The organism is Streptomyces sp. MMG1533 (assembly GCF_001279775.1).
Taxonomy (GTDB): domain Bacteria; phylum Actinomycetota; class Actinomycetes; order Streptomycetales; family Streptomycetaceae; genus Streptomyces.
Map to the genome: position 1 here is coordinate 92,420 of NZ_LGDG01000248.1, position 25,741 is coordinate 118,160.

24 protein-coding genes and 1 pseudogene are annotated in these 25,741 nt (G+C 71.2%); 13 read left to right on the top strand and 12 right to left on the bottom strand.

Annotated elements, in window-relative coordinates; genetic code table 11:
• Nucleotides 1–31: 31 nt before the first annotated feature.
• From ADK57_RS35205 to ADK57_RS35225, 5 genes are all read left to right on the top strand, one after another.
• On the top strand, nucleotides 32–1,030 hold the full coding sequence (locus ADK57_RS35205; protein ID WP_053753733.1) for a VOC family protein: 999 nt from the start codon (nucleotides 32–34) through the stop codon (nucleotides 1,028–1,030).
• Between the two features lie 90 nt (nucleotides 1,031–1,120).
• Nucleotides 1,121–1,999, top strand: a complete 879-nt coding sequence (locus ADK57_RS35210) for an alpha/beta fold hydrolase (RefSeq protein WP_053753734.1) — start codon at nucleotides 1,121–1,123, stop codon at nucleotides 1,997–1,999.
• 27 nt (nucleotides 2,000–2,026) lie between these two features.
• The gene (locus tag ADK57_RS35215) at nucleotides 2,027–3,208 is read left to right on the top strand and encodes an acyl-CoA dehydrogenase family protein (protein ID WP_053753735.1); all 1,182 of its coding nucleotides are present in this window, start codon (nucleotides 2,027–2,029) and stop codon (nucleotides 3,206–3,208) included.
• Between the two features lie 42 nt (nucleotides 3,209–3,250).
• Nucleotides 3,251–3,781 carry a flavin reductase family protein gene (locus ADK57_RS35220; protein WP_053753736.1) on the top strand — a complete coding sequence of 177 codons (531 nt, stop codon included), beginning with the start codon at nucleotides 3,251–3,253 and terminating at the stop codon, nucleotides 3,779–3,781.
• Between the two features lie 54 nt (nucleotides 3,782–3,835).
• Complete coding sequence (locus tag ADK57_RS35225) at nucleotides 3,836–4,696, top strand: mycofactocin-coupled SDR family oxidoreductase (protein WP_053753737.1); 861 nt, start codon at nucleotides 3,836–3,838, stop codon at nucleotides 4,694–4,696.
• 143 nt (nucleotides 4,697–4,839) lie between these two features.
• On the opposite strand, the gene ADK57_RS35230 is transcribed toward ADK57_RS35225, so the two are convergent.
• The 3 genes from ADK57_RS35230 to ADK57_RS35240 form a co-directional block, all read right to left on the bottom strand.
• Complete coding sequence (locus ADK57_RS35230) at nucleotides 4,840–5,985, bottom strand: thiolase family protein (protein ID WP_053753738.1); 1,146 nt, start codon at nucleotides 5,983–5,985, stop codon at nucleotides 4,840–4,842.
• Between the two features lie 66 nt (nucleotides 5,986–6,051).
• Entirely contained in the window at nucleotides 6,052–7,215 is a 1,164-nt protein-coding gene (locus tag ADK57_RS35235; protein WP_053753739.1) for a CaiB/BaiF CoA transferase family protein, read from the bottom strand.
• A 1-nt stretch (nucleotide 7,216) separates the two neighbouring features.
• Nucleotides 7,217–7,981 (bottom strand): crotonase/enoyl-CoA hydratase family protein, encoded by a 765-nt coding sequence (locus tag ADK57_RS35240; protein ID WP_053753740.1) that lies wholly within the window; start codon nucleotides 7,979–7,981, stop codon nucleotides 7,217–7,219.
• Between the two features lie 134 nt (nucleotides 7,982–8,115).
• On the opposite strand from ADK57_RS35240, the gene ADK57_RS35245 reads away from it, so the two are divergent.
• Complete coding sequence (locus ADK57_RS35245) at nucleotides 8,116–9,264, top strand: acyl-CoA dehydrogenase family protein (protein ID WP_053753804.1); 1,149 nt, start codon at nucleotides 8,116–8,118, stop codon at nucleotides 9,262–9,264.
• Nucleotides 9,265–9,273: 9 nt separating this feature from the next.
• Entirely contained in the window at nucleotides 9,274–10,044 is a 771-nt protein-coding gene (locus ADK57_RS35250; RefSeq protein ID WP_053753741.1) for an SDR family NAD(P)-dependent oxidoreductase, read from the top strand.
• Between the two features lie 15 nt (nucleotides 10,045–10,059).
• Here the strand turns inward: ADK57_RS35250 and ADK57_RS35255 are convergent, their stop codons facing one another.
• The 7 genes from ADK57_RS35255 to ADK57_RS35285 form a co-directional block, all read right to left on the bottom strand.
• Nucleotides 10,060–11,073 carry a phosphotransferase family protein gene (locus tag ADK57_RS35255; protein WP_053753742.1) on the bottom strand — a complete coding sequence of 338 codons (1,014 nt, stop codon included), beginning with the start codon at nucleotides 11,071–11,073 and terminating at the stop codon, nucleotides 10,060–10,062.
• 22 nt (nucleotides 11,074–11,095) lie between these two features.
• Nucleotides 11,096–12,613 carry a class I adenylate-forming enzyme family protein gene (locus ADK57_RS35260; protein ID WP_053753743.1) on the bottom strand — a complete coding sequence of 506 codons (1,518 nt, stop codon included), beginning with the start codon at nucleotides 12,611–12,613 and terminating at the stop codon, nucleotides 11,096–11,098.
• 103 nt (nucleotides 12,614–12,716) lie between these two features.
• Nucleotides 12,717–14,315 (bottom strand): class I adenylate-forming enzyme family protein, encoded by a 1,599-nt coding sequence (locus ADK57_RS35265; RefSeq protein WP_053753744.1) that lies wholly within the window; start codon nucleotides 14,313–14,315, stop codon nucleotides 12,717–12,719.
• A gap of 17 nt (nucleotides 14,316–14,332) precedes the next feature.
• On the bottom strand, nucleotides 14,333–14,644 hold the full coding sequence (locus ADK57_RS35270) for a hypothetical protein (RefSeq protein ID WP_053753745.1): 312 nt from the start codon (nucleotides 14,642–14,644) through the stop codon (nucleotides 14,333–14,335).
• A 123-nt stretch (nucleotides 14,645–14,767) separates the two neighbouring features.
• Nucleotides 14,768–15,274 carry a DoxX family protein gene (locus tag ADK57_RS35275; protein ID WP_053753746.1) on the bottom strand — a complete coding sequence of 169 codons (507 nt, stop codon included), beginning with the start codon at nucleotides 15,272–15,274 and terminating at the stop codon, nucleotides 14,768–14,770.
• A 35-nt stretch (nucleotides 15,275–15,309) separates the two neighbouring features.
• A complete protein-coding gene (locus tag ADK57_RS35280) occupies nucleotides 15,310–16,083 on the bottom strand; it encodes an enoyl-CoA hydratase-related protein (RefSeq protein ID WP_053753747.1) in 774 nt (257 codons plus the stop codon).
• A 6-nt stretch (nucleotides 16,084–16,089) separates the two neighbouring features.
• Complete coding sequence (locus ADK57_RS35285) at nucleotides 16,090–17,262, bottom strand: thiolase family protein (RefSeq protein ID WP_053753748.1); 1,173 nt, start codon at nucleotides 17,260–17,262, stop codon at nucleotides 16,090–16,092.
• A gap of 75 nt (nucleotides 17,263–17,337) precedes the next feature.
• Between ADK57_RS35285 and ADK57_RS35290 the strand changes: the two genes are divergently transcribed.
• The 3 genes from ADK57_RS35290 to ADK57_RS35300 all read left to right on the top strand — a co-directional run bounded on the left by ADK57_RS35290 (nucleotide 17,338) and on the right by ADK57_RS35300 (nucleotide 20,712).
• Nucleotides 17,338–18,111, top strand: coding sequence for an enoyl-CoA hydratase/isomerase family protein (locus tag ADK57_RS35290; protein ID WP_053753749.1), 774 nt, complete (start codon nucleotides 17,338–17,340; stop codon nucleotides 18,109–18,111).
• A gap of 46 nt (nucleotides 18,112–18,157) precedes the next feature.
• Nucleotides 18,158–19,165 carry an LLM class flavin-dependent oxidoreductase gene (locus tag ADK57_RS35295; RefSeq protein ID WP_053753750.1) on the top strand — a complete coding sequence of 336 codons (1,008 nt, stop codon included), beginning with the start codon at nucleotides 18,158–18,160 and terminating at the stop codon, nucleotides 19,163–19,165.
• A gap of 68 nt (nucleotides 19,166–19,233) precedes the next feature.
• Entirely contained in the window at nucleotides 19,234–20,712 is a 1,479-nt protein-coding gene (locus ADK57_RS35300) for an aldehyde dehydrogenase family protein (protein WP_053753751.1), read from the top strand.
• 18 nt (nucleotides 20,713–20,730) lie between these two features.
• Here the strand turns inward: ADK57_RS35300 and ADK57_RS35305 are convergent, their stop codons facing one another.
• On the bottom strand, nucleotides 20,731–21,981 hold the full coding sequence (locus tag ADK57_RS35305) for an Nramp family divalent metal transporter (RefSeq protein WP_053753752.1): 1,251 nt from the start codon (nucleotides 21,979–21,981) through the stop codon (nucleotides 20,731–20,733).
• Nucleotides 21,982–22,053: 72 nt separating this feature from the next.
• Between ADK57_RS35305 and ADK57_RS35310 the strand changes: the two genes are divergently transcribed.
• The gene (locus ADK57_RS35310; protein WP_053753753.1) at nucleotides 22,054–23,094 is read left to right on the top strand and encodes an LLM class F420-dependent oxidoreductase; all 1,041 of its coding nucleotides are present in this window, start codon (nucleotides 22,054–22,056) and stop codon (nucleotides 23,092–23,094) included.
• On the opposite strand, the gene ADK57_RS35315 is transcribed toward ADK57_RS35310, so the two are convergent.
• Nucleotides 23,075–23,941, bottom strand: a complete 867-nt coding sequence (locus ADK57_RS35315; protein WP_053753754.1) for an FAD-dependent oxidoreductase — start codon at nucleotides 23,939–23,941, stop codon at nucleotides 23,075–23,077. The two genes, ADK57_RS35310 and ADK57_RS35315, sit on opposite strands and share 20 nt — an antisense overlap.
• A 349-nt stretch (nucleotides 23,942–24,290) precedes the next feature.
• Between ADK57_RS35315 and ADK57_RS51650 the strand changes: the two are divergent.
• Both ADK57_RS51650 and ADK57_RS51655 read left to right on the top strand, forming a co-directional pair.
• Nucleotides 24,291–24,662 (top strand): annotated as a pseudogene (locus tag ADK57_RS51650) (RICIN domain-containing protein); the annotation flags it as partial.
• A gap of 141 nt (nucleotides 24,663–24,803) precedes the next feature.
• Nucleotides 24,804–25,562: a pectate lyase gene (locus ADK57_RS51655; RefSeq protein ID WP_420711945.1), complete on the top strand. Its 759-nt coding sequence runs from the start codon at nucleotides 24,804–24,806 to the stop codon at nucleotides 25,560–25,562.
• Nucleotides 25,563–25,741: the final 179 nt, after the last annotated feature.

A 25,741-nucleotide genomic window follows, 5' to 3' on the forward strand; every position in this document is an offset into this window, starting at 1 on the left:
TTGCTGACTATCGACTCGAAGGAGAGCGCAGATGACTCAGCCCGACTACGACCCGGGTCCGCAGATCGCCTACGCGGGCATCATCAACCTCGGCACGCCGGACCTGGAGCGCTCGCTCTGGTTCTTCCGGGACCTGCTCGGCATGGAGGTCGTCGAGCAGGTGGGTGGCGTGGCCTATCTGCGCGGTTACCAGGAACTCGTCCACCACTCCCTCGTCCTCACCCAGCAGGCCGAGGCCCAGGTGAACGCGTACGGCTTCCGCGTCAAGCGCAAGCAGGACGTCGAGCTGTTCCACAAGCAGTTCACCGAGCAGGGCCTACAGACACTGGAGCTTGCCGCCGGGCACGAGACCGGCCGGGGCGAGGCCGTCCGCTTCCTGGTGCCGGGCAGTGAGCACCCCTTCGAGCTGTACTACGAGATCGACAGGCCCGAGGCCGAGGAGTCGCTCCGCTCGAAGATCCCCAGCAACAGCTCGCGCCGCCGCGGGCTCGGCGTGCGCCGTCTGGACCACATCAACCTGCAGACCAGCGCGAGCACGGTCAACCAGGCAGAGGGCTGGCTGCGCCAGTCACTGGGCTTCAAGCGCCGTGAGTTCGCCCGGATTCCGCAGGCCCCGGACATCCTCATGGCGTCCTGGCTGTCGGTGACGCCGCAGGTGCACGACCTCGCCATCGGGGTGTGCGCCGACGACGCGCCGGGCCAGTTCCACCACGTGGCGTTCAACGTGGAGAACTTCCACGACATCCTGACGGCGGCCGACCAGATCCGCGATCTCGACATCGCCTACGGGGCCGGCCCGGGCAAGCACGGAATCGGTCAGGCGATGTACCTGTACATCCACGACCCCGGCTCCGGCCACCGCATCGAGCTCTACTCCGGCGGCTACCACATCTTCGACCCGGACTGGGAAGCGCTCGAATGGAAGCTGCCCGAGCTGGAGTTCGGCCAGACCTGGTACGGCGACGTCCTCGACGTGGGCCCCGGCGGTCAGTTCCTGTCCACCTCGCCGTCGGCGGGCCTGACTCCGTGAGCGGACGACGGTCGCGGGGCATGCCGGGACGTGCCGTGCCCCGCGACCGTCGTCGCACCGATCTCTTCTCTGCCTGAAAGGGCCACGACGATGACGAGTGCAACCTATGAATCGACGTTGGTGACCAAGGACGTCGAAGGGCTCACGTTCGCCTACCACGAGGCGGGCGAGGGCGAGCCGCTGATCATGCTTCACGGGTCGGGGCCGGGTGTCAGTGCCTGGTCCAACTTCCAGTACAACCTGCCCGTTTTCGCCGAGACGTTCCGGACGGTCATGCCCGACCTGCCGGGCTTCGGCGGAACCCGGCTGCCCGAGCTGGACGAGGTCTATCCGGTGGTCGCGGCCCGGTGGATCGCACGCCTGATGGACCAACTGGGCATCGACTCCGCGGTGTTCGTCGGCAACTCCATGGGCGGCGCGGTCGCCGCGGAGCTTGCGGCCCAATTCCCCGAGCGGGTACGGCGGATGGCCATCATGGGCTCGGGCGGACTGTCCGTCGGGATGTTCGCCGCCGAGCCGAGCGAGGGCTTCTCGCGCCTGTTCGAGTTCCTCGAGGATCCGACCCGCGAGCGCATGGTCGCGTGGATCAGGACGATGGTGCACGACCCGCGACTGATCACCGACGAGCTTGTCGACGAACGCATGCGCAACGCCACCGCCGAGGGCGTGATCGGACGTATGAAGGCGATCTTCGGCTCGATGTTCGACCCCCGTCGGCGCGAGACGTACACGCCGCTGTGGACGCGCGCCGCGAGCTTCACCACCCCGACGCTCATGCTCTGGGGCCGCGACGACCGCATGCTCCCCTACGACCAGGCCCACTTCGCCAACCGGTGGCTGCCCGAGATCGAGCTCCACACCTTCGCCCACTGCGGGCACTGGGTGCAGGTCGAGCGCAAGGACGACTTCGAGCGCGTCGTGCTCGAGTTCCTCACCCGCAAGGCGCCCGCTGCGGACGCCCGTACGTGATCCACCGAGAAGCAGGAGGTATGCGGCATGGCGCATGAAGTGGTCCACCGTGTCGAGGAGCTCGGGCCGAAGCTGGCGGCGCTCGCCGACGAGAACGAGAAGCTCGGCAAGCTGAGCGACGAGACCGTCGCTCTGCTGCGTTCGTCGGGCGTGATGCGGATGTTGCAGCCCGCGAAGTTCGGCGGCGACGTCGCGCATCCCCGTCACTTCGCGGAAGCGATCATGGCGGTGGCACGGCACGACGGCGCGGCGGGCTGGGTGGCCGGCGTCGTCGGGGTCCATCCGTGGGAGGCCGCGCAGATGGACCCGCGGCTCGCGCAGGAGATCTGGGGCGAGAACCCCGACACCTGGATAGCGTCGCCGTACATGCCGAACGGCATCGCCGACCCGGTGGAGGGCGGATACGTCCTCAGCGGGCGCTGGCCGTTCTCCTCTGGAGCCGACCACTGTCAGTGGGACTTCCTGGGGGCGCTGCTCGGGGACGGCAAGGGCAAGCCGGCGCAGCCGATAACGGTGCTGCACGTGGTCCTGCCACGGTCGGACTACGAGATCATCGACGACTCCTGGGACGTGGTCGGCCTGTCCGGCACCGGCAGCAAGGACGTCGTCGTCAACGGCGCGTTCATCCCCGAGCACAGGGCGATCAACCAGGAGGACGTCCAGGACGCGGTGGCCGCGGAACGCAACGGCGCCGACGAGACCCTGTACAAACTGCCCTTCACCTCGATGTTCCCGCTCGGGATCACGTCGGCCGTCATCGGAATGTGCGAGGGCGCGCTGGCCGTTCATGTGAGCCAGCAGCGCGAGCGGGTCTCCGTGACCGGGGTCCAGATCCGTGACGATCCGTATGTGCTTTCCGCCGCCGGAGAGGCGGCCGCGGAGATCGCCGCGTCCCGGGTGCAGCTGATCGACGGCATCAGCCGGATCTACGACCTCGTCGATGCCGGAAAGCCGGTGAGCGTCGAGGACCGGTCGGAGATCCGGCGCAATCAGATCCGCTGCGCGTGGCGGGCCGTCTCGGCCCTCGACGAGATCGTCGCGCGGTCCGGCGGGAACGCGTTCCGGCGCAACAACCCGCTGCAGCGGCTCTGGCGGGACGCGCACGGGGGACTCAACCACATGATCCACGTTCCCGGTTCGACGTATCACGCGAACACCCTGGCCCGGATGGGTCTGGAGCTGTCGCCGCCGATGCGGATCGGGATCTGACGAACCGCTCGTGCACGGCAACAACAGTTGGGAGGACGTCGGATGAGCCAGCCGGACGGCGCGATCGACGGACGGCGGTTCCGTGACGTGCTGGGGCACTTCCCCACCAGCGTGGTCGCCATCACCACTCAGGGGGCCGATCAGCGGCCGGAGGGGATGGTCGTCGGGTCCTTCACCTCCGTCTCCCTCGATCCGCCCCTGGTGTCGTTCCTGGCGGACCGTTCCTCGGGAACCCTGCCGAAGATCCTCGACGTCGGGCGCTTCTGCGCCAACGTGCTCGCCTCCGACCAGGAGCTTGTGAGCCGGAAGCTGGCGGCCCGGGGCACCGACCGGTTCGACGGGGTCACCTGGGAGCCGTCCGCCTCGGGAAGTCCCGTGCTGGACGGAGCCGTCGCCTGGGTGGACTGCGTGATCGAGCAGGTCGTCGAGATCGGCGATCACTTCCTGGTCGTCGGACAGGTCCACGATCTGCGCGTCGAGTCGGCGAAGACACCGCTGCTGTTCTTCCGGGGCGGCTACGGCGACTACTTCTCGACCACCTCGCTCCTGCTGGACCAGCTCATCGGCTGGTAGGGGCCCGCCCCACGCCGGAACAGCAACGCCGGAGCAATCAGAGAGGAGACCCGCATGGGCCGGGTACAGGACAAAGTCGTCTTCATCACCGGAGCCGCTCGGGGACAGGGCCGCGCACAGGCCGTGCGGCTCGCCGAAGAGGGCGCGGACATCATCGCGATCGACATCTGCGAGGGCATCGACAGCGTCGACTACCCCCTCGCCGGCCGCGTGGACCTGGACGAGACCGTACGTCTGGTGGAGAAGCTGGGCCGCCGGATCGTGGCGCTGCCGGCGGACGTCCGTGACACCGCCGCGTTGCAGAACGCGGTCGCCGAGGGCGTGGCGCAGCTGGGCCGGCTCGACTCCGTGGTCGCGCAGGCCGGGATCTGTCCTCTCGGCCGCGCCGAGGCGCAGGCGTTCATGGACGTCGTCGCCGTGAACTTCAACGGCGTGGTGAACGCGATCCAGGCCGCGCTGCCGCATCTGCCCGACGGGGGCTCGGTCGTCGCGACCGGTTCGACGGCGGCGATGATGCCCTCCGCCGACATGACGAGCAGGCCGGACTTCGGAAAGCTCGGCTACTCGTTCGCCAAGCGTTCGGTGGCGGCGTTCGTCAACGACCTGGCCGTGGCGCTCGCCCCGCGCAGGATCCGGGCGAACGCGGTGCACCCGACGAACTGCAACACCGACATGCTCAACAACGAGCAGATGTACCGGGAATTCCGCCCGGACCTGGAGAACCCGACGCGGGACGACGCCCTGCCCGCGTTCCACGTCATGACCGCGATGGGCCTGCCGTACGTCGAACCGAGCGACATCGCCGACATGGTGCTGTTCCTCGTGTCCGACGAGTCCCGCTACGTCACGGGCATGCAGATGCGCGTCGACGCCGGCGCGATCGTCCAACGGCGGCCGCAGCAGCCGCAGTTCTGATCGGGGGCAGGTCGGAGGCAGGTCGCAGGTATACGGAAGGGGCGGTGGCCGGGCCACCGCCCCTTCCGCGTGCGCCACCGCCCCTTCCGCGTGCGCCACCGCCCCTTCCGCGTGCGCCGCCCGTTCCGTGTGCGCTACCGCCGTCAGCGCAGCAGTTCGATGATCGTCGCGTTCGCCGTGCCGCCGCCCTCGCACATGGTCTGCAGGCCGTAGCGCAGGTTCCGCTGCCGCATCCGGGCGAGCATCCGGGTCATCAGGATGGCTCCGGAGGCGCCGAGCGGGTGCCCGACGGCGATGGCTCCGCCGAGTGGGTTGAGCCGCTCGGGGTCGGCGCCGGTCTCGGCCAGCCAGGCCAACGGGACCGGCGCGAACGCCTCGTTGACCTCGAAGACCCCGATGTCGTCGATGGACAGCCCGGTTCGGCGCAGCACCTTCTCCGTCGCGGGGATCGGGCCGGTGAGCATCGTGACCGGGTCCGCGCCGCTGACGGCTCCGCTGTGATAGCGGGCGATCGGGGTGAGGCCCAGTTCGCGGGCCCGCTCGGTGGTCGTGATGAGCAGCGCGGCCGCCCCGTCGGAGATCTGGGAGGCGTTCCCGGCGTGGATCACGCCGTCGGGTTTGAACGACGGCTTGAGGCCGGCCAGCGTCTCGGCGGACGTGCCCCGCCGCAGCCCCTCGTCCACCGCGAACTTGGTGCCCTCGACCTCGATCGGCACGACATGGTCGTCGAAGACGCCCTCGTCGATCGCCGCGGCGGCCTTGGCGTGCGAGCCGGCGGCGTACTCGTCGAGCTGCCTGCGGCTGAGGCCCCACCGCTCGGCGATCAGCTCGGCTCCGAGGCCCTGGTTGAGCTCGGACCCCGCGTAGCGGGCCAGGACGGCGGGCCCGTAGGGCTGGCCAGTTGTCCGGTGTGCGCCGAGCGGGACCCTGGTCATCGTCTCCACACCGCCGGCGACGACGAGGTCGTACTGTCCCGCCATGACGGCGTGCGCGGCGGAGTCCACCGCCTGCTGACTCGATCCGCAGGCCCGGTTGATCGTCACCCCGGGTACGTGCTCGGGCCATCCGGCCGCGAGGACGGCGAACCTGCCGATGTTGCTCGACTGGTCGCCGATCTGGGTCACACAGCCCCAGACGACGTCGTCCACGGTGCCCGGGTCCACCCCGGTGCGGTCCACGAGCGCGTTGAGCACCAGTGCCGACAGGTCTGCGGCATGTGTCTCGGACAGCGAGCCGTTCCGCTTGCCGATCGGTGCGCGCACCGCGTCGACGATGACGGCGTCCCTCATGAACGGATCCTCTCGATCGGTCGGCCCGGTCCTTTGGTGGCGGCCCAGACCCGTGATGGTGCTCGTCTAGTCGACGGGCGTCTGTACGGCGGCGCCGCTGTCGAGCAGTTCGTCGATGCCGCCGACTCCCCAGTCGCCGAGCACGGCGCGGGTGTCGGCGCCGAGGGCCGGCGGCGGGGCGCCGGGATTCGACGGCGTCAGCGAGAACCGCGGTGCCGCGGCCGGCTGTACGACGCCGTCCCTGGCGACCAGGCTCCCGCGTGCGGCCAGGTGCGGGTGGGCGGACGCCTCGCCGAGGCCCAGTACGGGGGCGACGCAGGCATCGGTCCCCTCGCACAGCTGCGCCCATGCGTCCCGGGTCCGCTCGGCGAACCGCTTCTCCAGACGGCTCCGCAGCTCCGGCCAGGTGGACCGGTCGTACTGCCGGTCCGGGTCGACGTCGAGCTCCAGGAGGCCGACCAGGCGCCGGTAGAACTTCGGCTCCAGCGCGCCGACCGCCATGTGCCGGCCGTCCCCGGTCTCGTAGACGGCGTAGAAGGGGCACCCGCCGTCGAGTTGGTTGACTCCCCGCTCGTCGGTCCACGCGCCGCGGGCGAACTTGGCGAAGGTGCTCGCGAGCAGGTGGGCGGTGCCGTCGACGATGGCCGCGTCGACGGCCTGCCCCCGTCCCGTCCGCTCGACGGCGTACAGGGCCGCCAGCACACCGATCACGAGGTAGCAGCCGCCGCCCCCGAAGTCGCCGAGCAGGTTGAGCGGGATCTGCGGCGGCCCGCCCGCGGTCCCGATCGCGCCCAACGCCCCGGTGAGGGCGATGTAGTTGACGTCGTGTCCGGCCGCGGCGGCCAGCGGTCCGACCTGGCCCCATCCGGTCATACGGCCGTACACCAGCCGGGGATTGCGCGCCAGGCACGCGTGCGGTCCGATGCCGAGGCGTTCGGTCACGCCCGGGCGGAACCCCTCGACCAACACGTCGGCGCGCCCGACCAGTTCGAGTACGGCGGCGAGACCGGCCGGGTGCTTCAGGTCCAGCAGCACCGACCGCTTCCCGCGGTTCATGACGTCCGTGGGGCCGCCCAACGGGCCGCCCACGCCCACCTCGTCGAGACTCTCCGGCCGGTCGACCCGGACCACCTCGGCCCCGAGGTCGGCGAGGAACATCCCGGCGAACGGGCCCGGACCGATGCCGCCGAGCTCGACCACCCGGCAACCCGCCAGAGGTCCCGTGCCCATGTCAGCGCCCCTTCCAGACCGGCGGCCGCTTCTCCTTGAACGCGGTGGCGCCCTCCCGGGCGTCCTCGGAGGCGAACACGGGGTCGGTGATCGCGGACTGCTTCGCCCAGGACTCCTCCAGGGTCCAGTCCGCGGTGGAACGTGCGATCTGCTTGGTCGCCGCCACCGCCAGCGGACCGTTCGCCGCGATGGTCGCGGCGAGTTCGAGCGCGCCGTCGAGGGCGCCGCCCTCGTCGGTGAGCCGGTTCACGAGGCCGATCCCGGCGGCCCGTTCGGCGCCGATCGGCTCGCCGGTCAGCAGCAGTTCCAGCGCGATGGCGAAGGGGACCCGTCGCGGCAGCTGCAGGGCCGCCCCCGCGCGGGCGACGAGGGCCCGCTTCACCTCCGGCACTCCCAGCCGGGCCGTGCGCGCGGCGACCACCAGATCGCAGGCGAGCAGGAGCTCGAACCCGCCGGCGAGCGCCCAGCCCTCGACCGCGGCGATGAGCGGTTTGCGCGGCGGGGTCATGGTGATCCCGCACAGTCCCCGGCCCTCGATCGACGGCCTCTCCCCCCGCAGGAACGCCTTCAGGTCCATTCCCGCGGAGAACGTCCCGCCGCTCCCCGTGAGCACTCCGACCCGCAGCTCGTCCGACGCGTCGAGTTCGTCGACCGCGTCGGCCACGGCCCGGGCCACGGCTGCGGTCAGGGCGTTCTTCGCGGTGGGCCGGTTGATCGTCACGACTTGGACGGCGCCACGACGTTCGACGAGCACCTCGTCCGACACGTCCCCTCCTTCGTACGGAAGTTGCGGTCAATTCAGTGCACCAGTCTCACCGTAAGACCCGGCACTTCCCTTAGAGTAGCCCGCGTCGAGGTAAATGCGTATACTCAATTCGCCCACGCTGGAGGGGGATGCCGATGCGCCGCACGCTGTTCACCCAGGACCACGAGGACTTCCGCCTCCTGGTCCGCGACTTCCTCACCCGTGAAGTGGTCCCGGTGTACGAGGAGTGGCGACGGGCCGGCCTCGTCCCCCGTGAGCTGTTCACCTCGCTGGGCAAGCTCGGCATCATCGGTACGGCGATACCGGAGGAGCACGGGGGCGGCGGGCAGGACGACTACCGCTACAACGTCGTGATCCAGGAGGAGTGCGCCAGCGCGTGTGTGACGCTGGGCGGCCTGCGCACTCATCTGGACGTGGTCGTCCCCTACTTCACGGGGCTGGCCAACGAGTCGCAGCGGGAGCGCTGGTTCCCGCGGCTGGCCTCGGGCGAGCTCTACACGGCGATCGCGATGAGCGAGCCGGGCACGGGCTCGGACCTGGCGGGCATCGCCACGACCGCGGTCCGCGACGGCGACCACTACGTGCTCAACGGGGCCAAGACCTTCATCACCGGCGGCCACCACGCCGACCTGGTGATCGTCGTGGCCCGCACCTCCACCGATCCGGAGAACCGGCGGTCCGGCCTGTCGCTGCTCGTCGTGGAGAAGGGCATGCCCGGGTTCACCGTGGGCCGCAAGCTGGACAAGATCGGGCTGGCCACGCAGGACACCGTGGAACTGTCCTTCGCCGACGTCCGGGTCCCGGCCGCCAACCTGCTCGGCGCGGAGGGGGCCGCGTTCTCGCAGCTCGGCCGCAATCTGGCGCAGGAGCGGCTGGCCATCGCGGTGGGCGCGGTCGCCCAGACCCGGACCGCGATCGATCTGACCGTCTCCTACGTCCGCGAACGCATGGTGTTCGGCAAGCCGGTCGCGCACTTCCAGAACACGAAGTTCGAACTCGCCGCCATGGCCGCCGAACTGGAGGCCGCCCAGGCCATGCTCGACGCGGCGGTCACCGGGCTCGTCGCGGGCGAGCTGAGTGCCGTGGACGCGGCCAAGACCAAGCTGTTCTGCACCGAGGTACAGGGCCGTGTGGTCGACCGCTGTCTGCAACTGCACGGCGGCTACGGCTACATCCTCGAGTTCCCGATCGCCCGGCTGTACGCCGACGCTCGTGTCACCCGCATCTACGGCGGCACCAGCGAGGTCATGAAGACCATCATCAGCAGGTCCCTCGGTCTGTAAGGGGTAGGTATGCGCATCGACGGTTCCTCCGCGCTGGTCACCGGTGGCGCCTCCGGGCTCGGTCTGGCCACCGCACGCCGGATCACCGACCGCGGCGGCCGTGTGGTCATCGCCGACATCTCCGAGGAGCAGGGCGCCAAGGCGGTCGCCGACCTCGGTGACGCAGCCAGGTTCGTCCGCGCGGACGTCACCGACGCGTCCGCGGTCGAGGCCGCCCTCGACGCCGCGCGGGAGCACGGGCCGCTGCGCTGTGTCGTGCACTGTGCCGGCCGGGGCGGTGACCGTACCCGGATCCTCGACAAGGACGGTGCGCCCGCGGACCTGGACACCTTCGCCGAGGTCGTCCGGATCAACCTGATCGGCACCTACAACGTGCTGCGCCTGGCCGCCTCCCGTATCGCCGAGAACGACGTCCTCGACGACGGCGACCGCGGCGCCGTCGTCCTCACGGCGTCCGTGGCGGCGTTCGACGGCCAGATCGGGCAGACCTCCTACAGCGCGTCCAAGGCGGGCGTGCACGGCATGACCCTGGTCGCCGCCCGTGACCTGGCGAGCCGTCAGATCCGGGTGAACACCATCGCCCCGGGCATCATGGACACCCCGATGCTCGCCCGGCTGCGCGACGACATCCGCGAGGGCCTCGCCGCCACCGTGCCCCATCCCAAGCGGCTCGGCGCCCCCGACGACTTCGCCCGTCTGGCCGTGGAGATGCTGGAGAACCCGTACCTCAACGGCCAGACGGTCCGTCTCGACGGAGCGATCCGGATGGCCCCGCGCTGACGGCTGACGGTCCGGTCAGCCCAGTAGTTCCAGCGCCTCGTCGAGGAGCACCGGCAGTGCGGGCAGCATGCGCCGGTGCATCTCGGTGAACCGGCCTGTCTTCCGGGCCCTTTTGATGAGCAGCGCGGTCGCGGCGGACTCCTTGTACTTGGTCAGCGCCTCGAACCACGCCAGGTCCCGCAGCCGCTCGCCCCGTGCCTCCTGGTATGCCTCGACCAGCTCCGCCTTGCCCGGCATCCCGGTCGGCTCGTCCGACAGGGACGCCGGGTGGCGCGCCTCGTCGGTGAAGAAGGTCAGCCAGGTCACGTCGATGCGGGGGTCGCCCAGCGCCCAGATCTCCCAGTCGATGATCGCGGTGATCCGGTCCGCCTCGCACAGCGTGTTGCCGAGCCGGTAGTCGCCGTGGGTGACCACCGGTGCCATCGCGTCGGGGCGCATGGCGTGCAGCCGGTCGGCGACCGTCTCGTATCCCGTGCGCAGGTCGTCGGGAACGGTCGTGAACGCCCGCGTCCAGCGGTCGACTTCGGCATCGGGCGAGCACACCGACTCGGCCGCGAGCGAGGTGCCGCGCGGGTCGACCCGGTGCAGGGCCGCAAGCATCCGTACGGCGTCGAAGGCGCGGGCCCGCACCAGGTCGGCGGGCACCGTGCCGCGCGGCGCGAGCACCGGCTCGACACACTGCCCGGGCACGAGCTCCATGGCCACGAAGGGCGGTGTGCCCGCGTCGCAGAACAGCACCGCCGGCACCCGTACCCCGGGCCGGCCCGCCAGGGCCTGCATCAGCCTCGCCTGCCGGAGCACGTCCCGGTTGCGGACCGGTGGCAGTCCGGGCGGGGCCACCTTGAGGACCACCCGTTCGTATCCGGCCGGAACGCCGGACAGTTCGGCCACGTAGGTCAGGCTCGACGTGCCGCCGGTGAGCGGCTCGACACCCCGCACCGTGGCTTCGGGGACCCAGCCGCGGACGGCCGCCGACGTACGTGTGGTCAGGTCCCGTACCAGTTCCGCGCTGCTCGCGGCGATGCTCACGATCGGCTCGCTCCTGTCGTGGTCAGGCCGTGGTGCGCCGGGCCGGTTCGAACAACGCCTGCACGTCCGGCCGGCTGACCTTCATGGACGGGGTGCGGGGCAGCTCGTCGACGACCTTGATCTCGGTGGGCAGGTGATAGCGGGCCAGCCGCTCGGTCAGCCACTGCCGCAGCTCGGCCTCGGAGGGCCCGACGGCCCCGTGCCGGACCGTCACGGCGGCGACCGGCACCTCACCGAGCCGTTCGTCGGGAATGCCCACCGCGGCCGCGTCACGCACGGCCGGATGCGCCCGCAGCGCGTCCTCGATGACGCTCGGGACGATCTTGAAGCCGCCCCGGTTGATCGCGTCGTCGGCGCGTCCGTGGATGTAGAGGAACCCGTCGTCGTCGAGGCTGGCGAGATCGGTCGTACGGACCCAGCCGTCACCGGGCAGTTGGGCGCCCTTCGCCTCCAGCACCCCCACGGCACCGGCGGAGACCGGCTCGCCCGTCGTACGGTCGACGACGCGCAGGGCGATGCTCGGGAAGGCGCGCCCGACGCTGCCCCGCTTCGCCGTCCACCATTCCCGGTGGAGCCCGAGGTCCCAGCCCGCGATCGCTCCGGCGAACTCCGTGGCGCCGTACACCGACAGCACCGGGACCCCGAACCGGTCGGTGAACCGTTCGGCGTCCTCGGGGGGCAGCGGAGCGGTGCCGGACGACACCATTTCCACTCCCTCGAACACGTCGGCCGACAGATCCGACTGCAGCACCATCCGCAGCGGGGTGGGTGCCAGCCGGACGCGCCGCGGCCGGGTCCGGCGGACGAGCGCGGCCCACTTCTCGACGTCGAACCGCTCCAGCAGCGCGGTCTGCAACCCGGCCGCCACATTGGCGATCGCGAAGTACAGACCGCCGATGTGGACCAGCGAGGTCCACAGGATGGACGGATGCGTGCGCAACCGCACCTCGTCCGAGGCGACCGGCGTACCCGACGCCTCGAACGCGGCGGTGAGCTTGCGGTAGGTGAGCTCGACGCGTTTGGGACGACCGGTGGTCCCGCTGGTCTGCATGAGGACGGCGACGTCGCCGCGCTCCGCCGCACGCGGCGCGGGCGTCCAGTCGGCGGCGCGCGCCTCGAGCGGCCGGTCCTCCTCACCGGTCTGAAGGGGTACGGCCGCCACCTCGGCGGCCGCGGAGAGCACCCCGGGACGGGCCCAGTCCTCGGCGCCGGCCACCACGACCTGGGGGGCGAGGGTCCTGATGTCCTCGCCCAGGGCCACCTCCCCGTGGAACGGGCTCAGTGTCACGACCTGGCGGCCGGTGGCGAGGACCGCCACCAGCGCGGCCAGGTGTCCCGGCCGGTTCCGCAGGACGATGCCGATCCGGTGCGCGTCGGGTGCGCCGGCCTCGGCGAGCAGCCGGTCGAGGTCGTCGACCGCGCGCCGCAGGTACGCCCAGGGATAGTCGCGGTTCTCGAAGGTCAACGCGGTCGCTTCCGGCACCGCGGAGAGCACCCGGCGCAGCCGGACCGGAAGCGGTCGGTCATCAGGGATCGGCACTGCCTTGTCCTTCGGTCGGGCCCATGGGCGGGGCGAGCTGTCTGCGGTGCCTCCGGACGACGGACGTCGCCTCCGGCTGACGGGCATGAAGGGCGGGCCGGGGTCAGGAGCCGCCGGTCGGCTGACGCTCCGCCGTCTCGTCGGCCGTCAGTCCCGCCACGATGTCGCGGCGCACCAACTTGCCGGTCGGGGTGCGGGGAAGCTCGGGCCAGCAGGCGATGCGGTCGGGGGTCCTGGACCCGCGCAGGGTGGCGCGGATCGACTCCCGCAACTCCTCGGTGTCGACGTTCGCGCCGCCGCGGGGCACGACCACGGCCTCGATCCGCTGGCCCCACTCCTCGTCCGGGACGCCCACGACGACGGCGTCGAGCACGTCCGGGTGCCGCAGCAGGACGTCCTCGATCTCCGCGGGGGCGATGTTCTCCGCGCCGCGGATGATGGTGTCGTCGACCCGGCCCTCGACGTGGAGGTAACCGTCGGCGTCGAGACGGCCCTGGTCACGGGTGTGGAAGAAGCCCCGCTCGTCGACGCTCGGACCCTGGCCCGCGTATTCGCCCGAGACCTGCTCGCCCCGCACCCAGATCTGCCCGGGCTCCCCCGCCGCGGCGACCGCGCCGGTCTCGTCGCGGACCTCCAGCTCGACCGACGGCACCGGCCTGCCGACCGACCCGAGGCGGGCCCGCACCGCCAGATCGTCGCTCGCGACGGCGGCCCGGTGTTCCTCCGGGCCGAGGACCGCGATCGTGGAGGAGGTCTCGGTCAGGCCGTAGGCGTTGACGAAGTCGACGCGCGGCCACGCGCGCAGCGCGGTCTCGATGACCCGCACCGGCATCTTGGCCCCGCCGTAGGCGAGTGCCCGAAGCGAGGGCACCGACCGGTCGAGTCCCTCGGTGTCCATGATCCTTGCGAGCATCGTCGGCACGACCATCGCGTTCGTGATGCGCTGTTGCCGTACGAGGTCGAGCCAGCCGTCCGGGGTGAACTGTTCGAGGGTGACGACACGACGGCCCGCGTACAGGTTCGTCAGCACGTTCGACACGGCGGCGATGTGGTACGGCGGCACACTCATCAGTGCCGCCTCGTCGGCGCCCGCCCCTGCGAACTCCACCGTGCCGAGCACGTAGGAGACCAGATGGTGGTGGCGCAGGACCACGCCCTTGGGCGCCGATGTCGTTCCGCTGGTGTAGATGAGCACCGCCGGGGAATCGGGGTCCGCGGGCTCGTCCTCGGTGTCCTCGGCGTGCTCGGCTTTCTCAGTGTTCTTGGTGTTCTCGGCCTTCTCAGTGCTCTTGATGGTCTCGGTGTTCTCGGTGTCGCTGCCGGCGGCGGCCGCCAGCCATTCCGCCGGGCTCACCGCCGGCACTCCGGCTCGGCGCAGGGCGTCGGCCTGCTCCGGCTCGGCGATGCCCAGCGCGCGGGGGTGGTTGGCCAGCAGGGCGTCGAGCTGCTCGCCGCCCAGCCGGTAGTTGACCGGGACCAGCGGCACCCCGGCCCGGGCCGCTGCGAACAGCGCGACCGGGAAGGCGGGGCCGTTGACCGCCAGATAGAGGATCGCGTCGGCGCCGGCCGCGCGCACCAACCGCGCTGCACCGGCGGACAGCGCACGCAGTCCCGAGGCGGTCAGCCCGTCCTCCGCGCGCCCGACCACGACCCGCTCGCCGAAGCCCTCGGCTGCCATGTCCAGCAGCATCGACACGTTCATCGCCGGATCGCCCCCGCTCAGTCCGAGGCCGGCAGCGGCTTGGCGGCCTTCAGCGGCAGCGGTACGCCGTTCAGCGCCAGCGTGCCCTGCCCGGACTTCGTGCAGAGCACTTCCACGCCGAGTTCCTCGTCCGCGTAGCGCTTGCCGAGCTGCGAACCGCCCATCTGCGAGGGGTCGGGGGTGCCGATCGCTCCGGCCTCCGGCCCACGTGGATCGACCATGGCCGCCCCGCCACAGGTGACCTCCAGGTCCTTCTCCGGCCAACGGACGACGACCACCGTCGTCGCGTCGACCGTGCTGACGAGCGTCTGCCCCACGCGCGGCTTCATCGCAGTTCCTCCGCGGATCTCGTCGTGACTGTCCCAACCCGAGACGGGAAAAGAGTATACGGTTTATCGCGATCGAGCAGCACTGTCACGGATTCCTTCGCTCACATCGGAAATAGAGGCGCTCTAATTCTCTTCGGGCTCGGGTTCCGGGCGACGCCAGTAGACCGCCAGCTGGGTGGCGGCCGCGGCGAGTCCCAACCCTGCGGCCAGCGCCGCGCGTTGCGGGCCGCCGAGCCGTTCGTCCAGCCCGAGCGCCCGGTCGACGCTGAACCGTCCCGGCCCGAGCGCGGCCAGCGCGACGGACGCCGTGCTCAGGTTGAGGACGAACTCGCAGCCCTCGTTCACCACGAAGAACCCGTGCGGCAGGTGCACCGAGCGCGCGGCCACCCCCATCGTGCCGACGACCGCCGACGCCGCCAGCGGGGTCGCCGCTCCGGCCACCAGAGCGGCGCCCGCCCCGATCTCGACGACGGCACTGGCCGCCGCCTGCAGCCGCGGTCTGCGGAACCCGACGGACCCGAACCAGCCCGCCGTACCCTCGAGTGTGCGGCCGTGCCGCACCCCGTGCGCGATCATCGTGCCGCCGATCACCGCACGCAGCGCGTATCGCGCCACATCAACGCCGTTCATCGGTCTCCTTCCCTGGCCGGACCCACGCCGGCCGATCAGATTGCGTCTCGCCGGCCGGTCCGGGCCGCGAACCGGCGGGCCACCTGCGCCACATCGGTCCGTCGGCGCAGCTTCGCCTCGGCCTCCAGGGCGAGGGCGTGCGCCAAGGTCGCGCCCTCGCCGGCGGCGAGCAGTTCGAGGGTGGTGCCGGCGGCGGTCGGCTCGGCGGCGAGGATCCCGTCCACGATCTGCCCTGCGCGCACCGCCAACCGGTCGTGCGGCACGACCTCGTTGACCAGCCCGGCCCGCAACGCCTGTTCTGCGTCGACGGGTTCGCCGGTCAGCATCATCTGCCGTGCCAGCCGTGCCCCCACGGCCCGCGGCAGGAGGGCACTCATTCCCCAGCCCGCCAGCAGGCCGACCGCTGCGTGCGTGTCGGCGAACCGCGCCCGTTCCGAGGCGACGAGGAAGGCGCAGGACAGCGCCAGCTCCAACGCCCCGGTGTAGCAGGGCCCGTTGATCACACCGAGCACCGGTGTGCGGGCGGCCCGCAGCGCGGCCGCCGGGTCCGTACGGGCGCCGGGCGGCGAACCGTGGCCGCCGCCGAGGGACTCCTTGAGGTCGACGCCCGCGGAGAAGGCCGGGTCCGTGCCGGTGAGGACGACCAGCCGGGTTGCGGGGTCCGCGTCCGCCGCCCGGATCGCGGTGATCAGGCCGCGCCGCATCGCGATCGTGAGGGCGTTGCGGGCCTTTGGACGGTCCAGGGTCAGCCGGAGCACGCCGTCCGCCCATCGGCACCGGAGTCCGTCGACGCCGAGGTCTTCGATCACGGCCGCTCAGGCCGTCAGGACCAGAGCCGAGCCCATGCCACCGCCGGCACACATCGCCGCGACCGCCGTACCGCCGCCGCGGCGGCGCAGTTCGTGGGCGAGGGTGGTGACCATCCGCGCCCCGGTCGTCGCGATCGGGTGCCCGAGGCTGCAACCGCTGCCGAACGGATTGACCCGCTCCGGGTCCAGTCCCAGCTCACGGGTGGTGGCCACGGCGACCGCCGCGAAGGCCTCGTTGACCTCGAACAGGTCGACGTCGTCGACGCCGATCCCGGCGCGGTCGAGGGCCTTGCGGATCGCCCGGATCGGGGCGAGACCGGTCTCCACCGGGTCGACGCCGACGCTGGCCCAGGCGCGGACCGTCGCGAGCGGGGTGAGGCCGTGTTCGGCCGCGAGTCCGGCGTCGGCGACGACCACCGCGGCCGCGCCGTCGTTCACGCCGCTGGAGTTGCCCGCGGTGATGGAGAAGCCCTCGATCTCGGGGTGCAGCGCCTTCAGCGCCGCCAGCTTCGCCATGCTGGTGTCGCGCCGCGGGTGCTCGTCGACGTCGAACACCGACGCGGCCCCGTCCCGGTCCGTGACCTTGACCGGGACGATCTCGTCCACGAAGCGGCCCTCGTCGATGGCCCGGATCGCGCGCTCGTGCGAGCGAAGCGCCCACGCGTCCATCTCCTGGCGGGAGATGCCGAGCAGCCGGGCGGTGTTCCAGCCGACGAGGACCGACATGTCGTTGTGGGGCGCGTCCGGCGTCGACACGTGCGACGGCGAGCTCCAGGGGTCCTGCCAGTCCTCGGTACCGGGGATCCGCCGCCGTGCGACCGGCGCCGTCGAGGTCGACTGGGTTCCGCCGGCGATCACCGCGCGGTCCATCCCGGCCCGCACGCTCGCCGCGGCGGTCGCCACGCTCGCCAGCCCGGACGCGCAGTGCCGGTTCTGCGCCAGGCCGGGTACGTGCGTCAGCCCGGCTTCCAGCGCGGCGTAGCGGGCGATGTCCCCGCCGCCGGCCAGCGACTCGCCGAGCACGACGTCGTCGATGCTCTCCGGTGGCAGGCCCGCCCGCTGTGCGGCCTCGCGGACGACGGCGGTGGCGAGGTCGAACGCACTCACCTCGCGCAACGCGCCCTTGCGAGCGGTGCCGATGGCGGTGCGGCAGGCTGACAACAGAACGGCTTCGGTCATGCAATTGGTTGTACTCTATTTCGACACCCACGGGAAGTGCGTGCGGATCGGCCGACCCACAAGAGGAGTTGCCGGATGGAGCCCAAGACCGTCCTGTACGAGGTGACCGACCACGTCGCGACGATCACCCTGAACCGACCGGAGGTCATGAACGGCTTCAACCAGGAGATGCTCGACGACTTCGAGCTCATCTGGCGGACGGTCAAGACCGACGACGACGTGCACGTGGTGGTGCTGCGCGGCGCGGGCGAGCGCGCCTTCTGCACCGGCATGGACGTCAAGGAGGGCATCGACCGCCACCCCAACGTCTGGAGCCGGACCGACCCCGGCGAGTACCTGTCGCCCAAGCTCAACCAGGTGTGGAAACCGCTGGTCTGCGCGGTGCACGGCATGGCCGCCGGCGGTGCGTTCTACTGGCTCAACGAGGCCGACATCCTCATCTGCTCCGACGACGCCACCTTCTTCGACCCGCACGTCAGCTACGGACTCACGGCGGCACTCGAGCCGATCGGCCTCGCCCGGCGCATCCCGCTCGGCGAGACCCTGCGCATCGCGCTGCTCGGTCTCGACGAACGCCTGTCGGCCGCCCGCGCCCTGCAGATCGGCCTGGTCAGCGAGGTGCTCCCGCGCGAGCAACTGTGGGAGCGGGCCGACGAGCTCGCCCGCATCATCGCCGCCAAACCGCCCGCCGCGATCCAGGGCACCGTCCGGGCCGTCTGGGAGTCGCTCGACGCCACTCGCACCCAGGCGCTGCGCACCGGGCTGTCGTACACCCAGATCGGCAACCCGGCCGGAAAGGCCGCGGTCGACCGCTCCGCGGTGCCGCGCAGACAGTGGACGCTGCGCTGACACTCCCGTACGCTCCGAAAAAGAGTGCACTTTTAAGGAGGCACTGATGCGCTTCGGAATGCCGTGGCCCGGCGCCGACATCGCCCGCGAGGCCGAGCAGGCCGGCGTCGGCGCGTTCTGCACCGGGGACTTCGTCGACCACGACGCGTACACGACGCTCGCCGAGATGGTCGCGAGCACCGAGCGGGCACTGGTCGGCCCCGCCATCGCCTACGCGTTCGCCCGCACCCCCTACGCCCACGCCACCGCGCTGCGGCAGTTGCACGCCCGGGCGCCGGGCCGGCTGTTCCTGGGGCTGGGCACCGCGGCGTTCCGGATCAACCGCGACTGGTTCGGCGTTCCCGCCGACCGTCCGGTGGAGCGGGTGGCCGAGACCGTCGGCGCCGTCCGCGCCTGGCTGCACGCGGAGAACGGCGAAAGGGTCCGTTACTCGGGCGAGTTCTACTCGACCGACGCCGACGTCCGCGCCCCGGTGCTCGGCCGTCTCGACATCCCGATCCTGCTCGCCGCCTTCAACAAGCGCATGGCGCGGACCGCGGGCCGGGTCGCCGACGGCGTGATCGGGCACGGCCTGTTCACCCGCTCCTGGTGGAACGACGTCGTGCGTCCGGCGGTGGAGAAGGGCACGGCCGACAGCCCGCGCACCGTACCTCCCGTCGAGCACGGCTGGATCATCACCGCCGTCGACGACGCCGCTCCCGAGCGGGCGATCGCCGACGCCCGCCGGATGATCGCCTTCTATCTCACGGTGAAGACGTACGACCCGTTCGTCGCCCACCACGGCTGGGAGGAACCGGTGGCGCGCCTGCGCGAGGCGTTCGGGGCCGGCGACACCGACGCCATGGCCACCGCCGTCACCGACGAGATGCTCGCCGAGATCGCGCTCTGCGGCACCACCGCCGACGCGAAGGCGATGCTCGCCGACCGCGCCGGCTCACTCCCCCGCGACGTCGGCCACTTCGCTCCCCCGAGCTTCCTGGTGAGCCCCAAACGCCGCGCCGCGTACGCCCGTTCGAGCCTCGCCCTGATCGACGCCGTACCGGCACAGGCCTGACCCGGCCCGCGATTGCCCACCGCTCGACATCACGGACTCCGGAACAAGACAACCGCAGGAGACGGCTCATGACGACGGCGAACTCGTTCTCTTCGCAGCTCTACATCGACGGCCGCCGGACCGACGGCGGCTCCGACGCGATCGTCGTCGTACGGAATCCCGCTACGGAGGAGCCGATCGCGGAGGTCCCCCAGGCCTCGCTCGCGGACGTGCGCCGTGCGATCGCGGCGGCGCGGAAGGCCTTCGACGAGGGGCCCTGGCCGCGGATGAAGCCCGCCGAGCGGGCCGCGGCGCTGCTGCGCATGGCCGAGGAGATGGAGCGCCGCCTGCCCGAACTCGTCGCCCTCAACATGGCCGAGGCGGGCTCGGTGCGCTGGCTGGCGGAGAGCATCCAGACCGGAATCCCGGTCGCGCAGCTGCGCGACATGGCCGAGCGGGTGATGCCGGCGTTCGCGTGGGAGCGGGCGATGGATCCCACGGTCGTACCGGGCAGGGGCATCTCCCAGGGAGTGCTGCGGCGCGAGCCCTTCGGGGTCTGCACCCTGATCCCGGCCTACAACTTCCCGTTCTTCCTCAGCATGATGAAGCTCGTCCCCGCCTTGGCGGCGGGCTGCACCGCCGTACTGAAGCCGGCCCCGGCCACTCCGCTGGAGTCCCTGCTGATCGGCGACTTCGCCGAGGCGGCCGGTCTGCCGCCGGGCGTGGTGAACGTCGTGACCGGTGACATCGAGGCCGGCCGGGAACTGACCACCAGCCCCATGGTGGACCTCGTCAGCTTCACCGGGTCGGACACGGTCGGGCGCATGGTCTACGCCCAGGCGGCGCCCTCCATGAAGAAGGTCGTCCTCGAACTCGGCGGAAAGTCCGCGAGCATCGTCTGCGCCGACGGGGATCTCGACGCGGCTGCCCGCGCCGCCCTCGCGGGCATCACCACCCATGCCGGCCAGGGTTGTTCGCTGCTGACCCGCACCCTGGTCCACGAGTCCGTCCACGACGAACTCGTCGAACGGATCAGCGCGGGCCTGGACGGTGTCAGGGTCGGCGACCCCGCGGACGCGGCCACCACGATGGGCCCGCTCATCAGCGAGGCCCAGCGGGCCAAGGTCGAGAAGCTGATCCGCACCGGCGAGGAGGAGGGGGCGCGGATCGTCAGCGGCGGCGGACGCCCGGCCGGTCTCGACAAGGGCTACTTCGTGGAGCCGACGCTCTTCGCCGATGTGGACAACGCGATGACGATCGCGCAGACGGAGTTCTTCGGTCCGGTCGGCGTCGTCATCCCGTTCGGCACGGTCGACGAGGCGGTCCGGATCGCGAACGACAGCCCCTACGGCCTGTCCGGCGGCGTCTGGAGCGCCGACACGGCGACCGCCTACGAGATCGCCACCCGCATCCGCACGGGCAGCGTCGCGATCAACGGCGGCGGCACCGGAGTGAACCCCCGAGCGGCGTTCGGCGGGTACAAACAGAGCGGACTCGGCCGCGAGTGGGGCGAGTTCGGGCTCGACGAGTACCTGCAGACCAAGAGCGTCAGCTGGGCCGCCCGCTGAGGCGGGCGGCCACACCGATCAGAACGCCAGGGCGACCAGCACGACGTTGAGCGCGATGATGACGAGACTCGCGCAGCAGGCGAGAACGGTCGTGGGCCTGCGGTTCGTCCAGTCGCCCATGACCTCCGGCCTGCGCGTCAGCAGGACCAGCGGGACAAGGGCAAAGGGGATACCGAATGACAGCGTCACCTGGCTGAGCACCAGAGCCCTGGTGGGGTCCACGCCCATCGCCAGCACGGCCAGAGCGGGCACGACGGCGAGGCTTCTGCGCACGTAGAGCGGGATACGGCGGCGCAGGAAGCCCTGCATGACGACCTGGCCGGCGTAGACGCCGACGCTGGAGGAGGCGAGCCCCGAGGCGAGCAGGGCGACGGCGAACAGCAGGGCGGTCAACGCACCCGAGCTCGCGGCGAACTGGGCGTGTGCGCCCTCGATCGTCGGCTCGGCACCCGATCCGTGCAGCGTCGTCGCGGCGGCCACCAGCATGGCCATGTTGATCAGGCCGGCCACCCCCATGGCCAGCACGACGTCAACGCGCTGGGCCCGCAGCAGAGTTCCGCGCCGAAGGCCCTGCCCCGGGGCGAAACGCTCCTGGGTGAGGGCGGAGTGCAGATAGATGGCGTGGGGCATGACGGTCGCCCCGACGATCCCCGCCGCCAGCAGCACGCTCTCGCTGCCGTCGAACCGCGGGACGAAGCCCGAGGCCACGCCGCCGAGCGGGACATCCGCCGTGAGCGTCTGGTAGAGGAACGCGCACGCGATCACGGCCAGCATCGCGGTGATCAACGCCTCGAACCTGCGCTGACGCGCCGTGCGGACGGCCAGGATGACGAACGACGCGGCGGCGATCAGCAGACCGCCCTGCAACAGGGGAAGACCGAAGAGCAGGTTCAGGGCGATCGCGCCGCCGATGAGCTCGGCGAGGTCCGTCATGATCACCACGATCTCCGCCTGCAGCCACAACAGCCGCACGACCGGCCGCGAGTAGTGGTCGCGGCAGAGCTCGGCCAGGTTCCGCCCGGTGGCGATCCCCAGCTTGGCGGACAGGTACTGCAGCAGCATGGCCACGACATTGGCCGCGAGGACCACCCAGAGCAGCAGGAACCCGAAGCGGGTCCCGCCCTCCACGTTGGTCGCGAAGTTCCCGGGGTCGATGTAGGCGACGGCCGCCACGAACGCCGGGCCGATCAGGGCGACAACGCGCCGCCTCCCCAGCCGCAGCGGGACCTGTGGGACGGCGTCGGACGAGATCTGAGCGGGAGAGTTCATAGCACCACCTTCACCGAGGGTGGTACATAGAGTGTACTGTATTCGCTCGGGCGGCAAGTGGTGGAGGTCGGGATGAGAATCGGCATGACCCTGAACTACAGCGGCGGTTTCCGGGAATCCGTGGCGGCGCTCGGTGACTACGAGAAGGCCGGGCTGGACATCGTCTTCGTCCCCGAGGCCTACTCTTTTGACGCGATCAGTCAGCTCGGATTCGTCGCCGCTCGCACCGAACGCCTGGAGATCGCCTCCGGCATCCTCCAGATCTACACCCGCACCCCCACCCTGACCGCGATGACGGCCGCCGGCCTGGACTACGTCTCCGACGGCCGGTTCACCCTCGGCCTCGGCGCCTCCGGGCCCCAGGTCATCGAGGGCTTCCACGGACAGCCGTACTCCGCTCCCCTCGCCCGCACCCGCGAGATCGTGGAGATCTGCCGTTCGGTCTGGCGCCGGGAGGAGGTCGTGCACGAGGGCCCGCACTACCGGATCCCGCTCCCGCCCGAGCAGGGCACCGGGCTGGGCAAACCGCTGAAGCTCATCAACCGCCCGGTGCGCGAACGCATCCCGATCGTGCTCGCCGCCATCGGCCCGAAGAACGTGGCCCTGGCCGCGGAGATCGCGGAGGGCTGGATGCCGATGTTCTTCCACCCCGAGAAGGCGGCGGAGGTGTGGGGCCCCGCGCTGGCCGAGGGCTCGGCCCGGCGGGACGCCGCGCTGGGGGCGCTGGACGTCGTGGTCTCGGCGCCGCTGGCCATCGGCGAGGACGTCGACGACCTGATCGAGCTGGCCCGGCCGCAACTCGCCCTGTACATCGGCGGGATGGGGGCGCGCGGCCGCAACTTCTACCACGCCCTCGCCTGCCGCTACGGCTACGAGGCCGAGGCGGCCGCCATCCAGGACCTCTACCTGTCCGGCCGCAAGACCGAGGCCGCGGCCGCCGTACCCGCCGACCTGCTCCGCGCGACCGCCCTGATCGGCCCCGCGTCTCATGTCACCGAGCGGCTGGAGGCCTTCCGCGCCGCCGGAGTCACCACCCTCAGGGTCAACCCGGTGGCTCCGGACCCCGGGCGGCGGCTGTCCGACGTCGAGGAACTCAAGGTGATGGCCTCGTGAACGGCCGGAGCTCCTGCCCACGTCCGTGCGCGGCTCCGGAGAACGAGGCCCCGGAGAAGAGGAACGTCGAGTAGTCGTCCTCGACGACCTCGGCGATCATCCGGCTGCTGCGCGGGAAGGAGAACGTGGTGTCGTTCACCATGTCCGTCCACTGCTTCTCGGCGACGGGATCCACCTCGATGACGTCGTGGCCGTAGTCACGGGTGTAGACGAGCGCGTCCATGACGAGGTCCACCTGGTCCCCCGAGTAGCAGGGGTCGCTGCCCAGTCCGCCGTCCGGGCCGCCGGGGAAGAAGAGGTTCGGGAAACCGGCGGCCGCGACTCCGAGGTAGGTGCGCGGCCCGTCCGCCCAGTGCTCCTCCAGCGCAACGCCCCCTCGGCCGCGTATCTCCAGGCCGGCGAGCGCGCCGGTGGCCACGATGAGGAAGCAGGTGCGGAACGTGGAGCCGTCCTGCGCCCGCGCGGTCCACGTCCCGGACCGCTCGTCGTAGACGACCGAGTTCACCCTGGTGCGGAACCGGATGTCACACCGCAGATCGAACCGGTCGACCACGTAGTCGAAGTAGCGGTCGGCCTCCGGGCGGCCCGCGATCCGCTTCGAGCGTTCCCACTCAGCCCGCAGGTTCTGCGACAGCAGGTAGGAATGTGCGTGGCGGACAGTGCCGACAGCGCTGCCCGCTTCCAGCAGGTGCACCGAGAATCCCGCCTCGCGGGCCAGACGGAGCTGGTAGACGCCGGTGACACCGGCCCCGATGACCAGAACGTCCGTCCGGTCTCCCGGGCGCGTGCCCTGCGCCCGTGCGACCCGCGCTCCCGTGCCGACCGGCGCCTTCGTCGCTTCGCTCATCTGCCCTCCCGCGTGACAGGCAGGGGCCGCGGCTCCCGCATGAGACTCATTGATATTTCGACCGGTCGATCGAATAATCAGCCCGAGACTAAGGGAGGTGCTGGGCGGGATCAATGGTCGTGACAGACCCCGCCGGAACGGGCGTCTCACGGCACCCCGGCAACCTTTGCGGGAGCGGTGGCGACTGGCAGATGACGCGCTCCACGAACTGCCGAACGAAGGTCACCACGTGAGTCCAAGAGCAGCCCTGCACCGCCGGAGGCGGAGCAGGAGAACGAACCGCCCCACTGTTCTGATCGGCGTGGTGGCCATCGCTGTGATCGGGGGCGCGATCACCGGCGGCATCCTGATGACGTCATCGGCCTCCGGGCCGGACGCGGGCACCTACCGGCTGGTGAACGCCGCCGACGGCCAGTGCCTCGCCGTACCGTCCGCCGCCACGGCGAGCGACGTACAGCTGAACCAGGCGGCATGCGGCAGCGCGGCCGATCGGACCTGGCAACTGGCCTCCTCCGACGGCGGGTTCACCGTGAAGGCGGCGCACAGCGGCCTGTGTGCGGGGGTCGAGAACGCGTCGAGGTCGGCGGGCCGGGCCGTACAGCAGCAGACCTGCGACGGCACAGCCTCGCAGGTGTGGAAGCCGAGGCAGGTGGGGAGCGCGTACCACCTGGTCAACGCCAAGAGCGGCGAGTGCCTGAACATCAAGGCCCGCCGGGCGCAGCAGGACTCCTGCGACAAGGTGCGCAGCAAGAGCTGGACGTTGAAGGCGGTGGGGGGCTGGTCCTCGCCGCCCGCTTCGGAGTCGCCCTCACCCTCGGCATCGTCCCCGTCCCCGTCCACGTCTCCGTCCGCCTCCCCGTCGGTGTCTGCTTCGGCGAGCAAGTCCGCGACCGCATCCGCCGCCACGTCCGCGTCCCCCCGCGCCGCCTTCGGTTCCTGGCCCACGGCCACCGGGGGCAGGCCGGTGACCTCCACCATCGAGATCTCCGGCAGCTACGACGGCGGCCTGCAGCGCTTCTACGGCTCGGGCGCACTGGGCGGCGCCGGCCAGGACGAGGACCAGGACCCGGTCTTCGAGCTCGCCGACGGAGCCGTACTGAAGAACGTCGTCCTCGGCGCGCCGGCCGCCGACGGCGTGCACTGTCTGGGCAGCTGCACCCTGCAGAACGTGTGGTGGCAGGACGTCGGCGAGGACGCGGCCACCTTCAAGGGCACGTCCCCCTCGGCCACGTACCTCGTCGTCGGCGGCGGCGCGCGGAAGGCGGACGACAAGGTCTTCCAGCACAACGGTGCCGGAACGCTGACGATCAAGAACTTCCAGGTCTCCGAGTTCGGCAAGCTCTACCGCTCGTGCGGCAACTGCGAGACGCAGTACGAGCGCCACGTCGTGGTGAGCAACGTGCGGGCGACCGGCCCCGGAAAGGTACTGGTCGGCATCAACGCCAACTACGGGGACACCGCGACCCTCTCCGGTGTGACGTTCATCGGCGACGGCGGCCGGGACATCACAGTCTGCGAGCGATTCCAGGGCAACACCACCGGCGCGGAGCCGGGCAAGGTCGGCAGCGGCCCGGACGGCACGTACTGCCGCTACAGCGCATCGGGCATCACCTACAAGTGACCGGGTGCCTCGGCCGCGCGCGGCACCTGCGCGTCGCGGCCGGGCACCGACCGGAGCGTCCCTGTGAGACTCGGTGTTATGGCCATGCACTCGAAAACCTGTGGCTAGACTCGCGCCCCATGCGTAACTCCAGTCCCGTCAGGCAGTGCAGGAAGTTGTTCCCCCGCGCATCGCGCGCC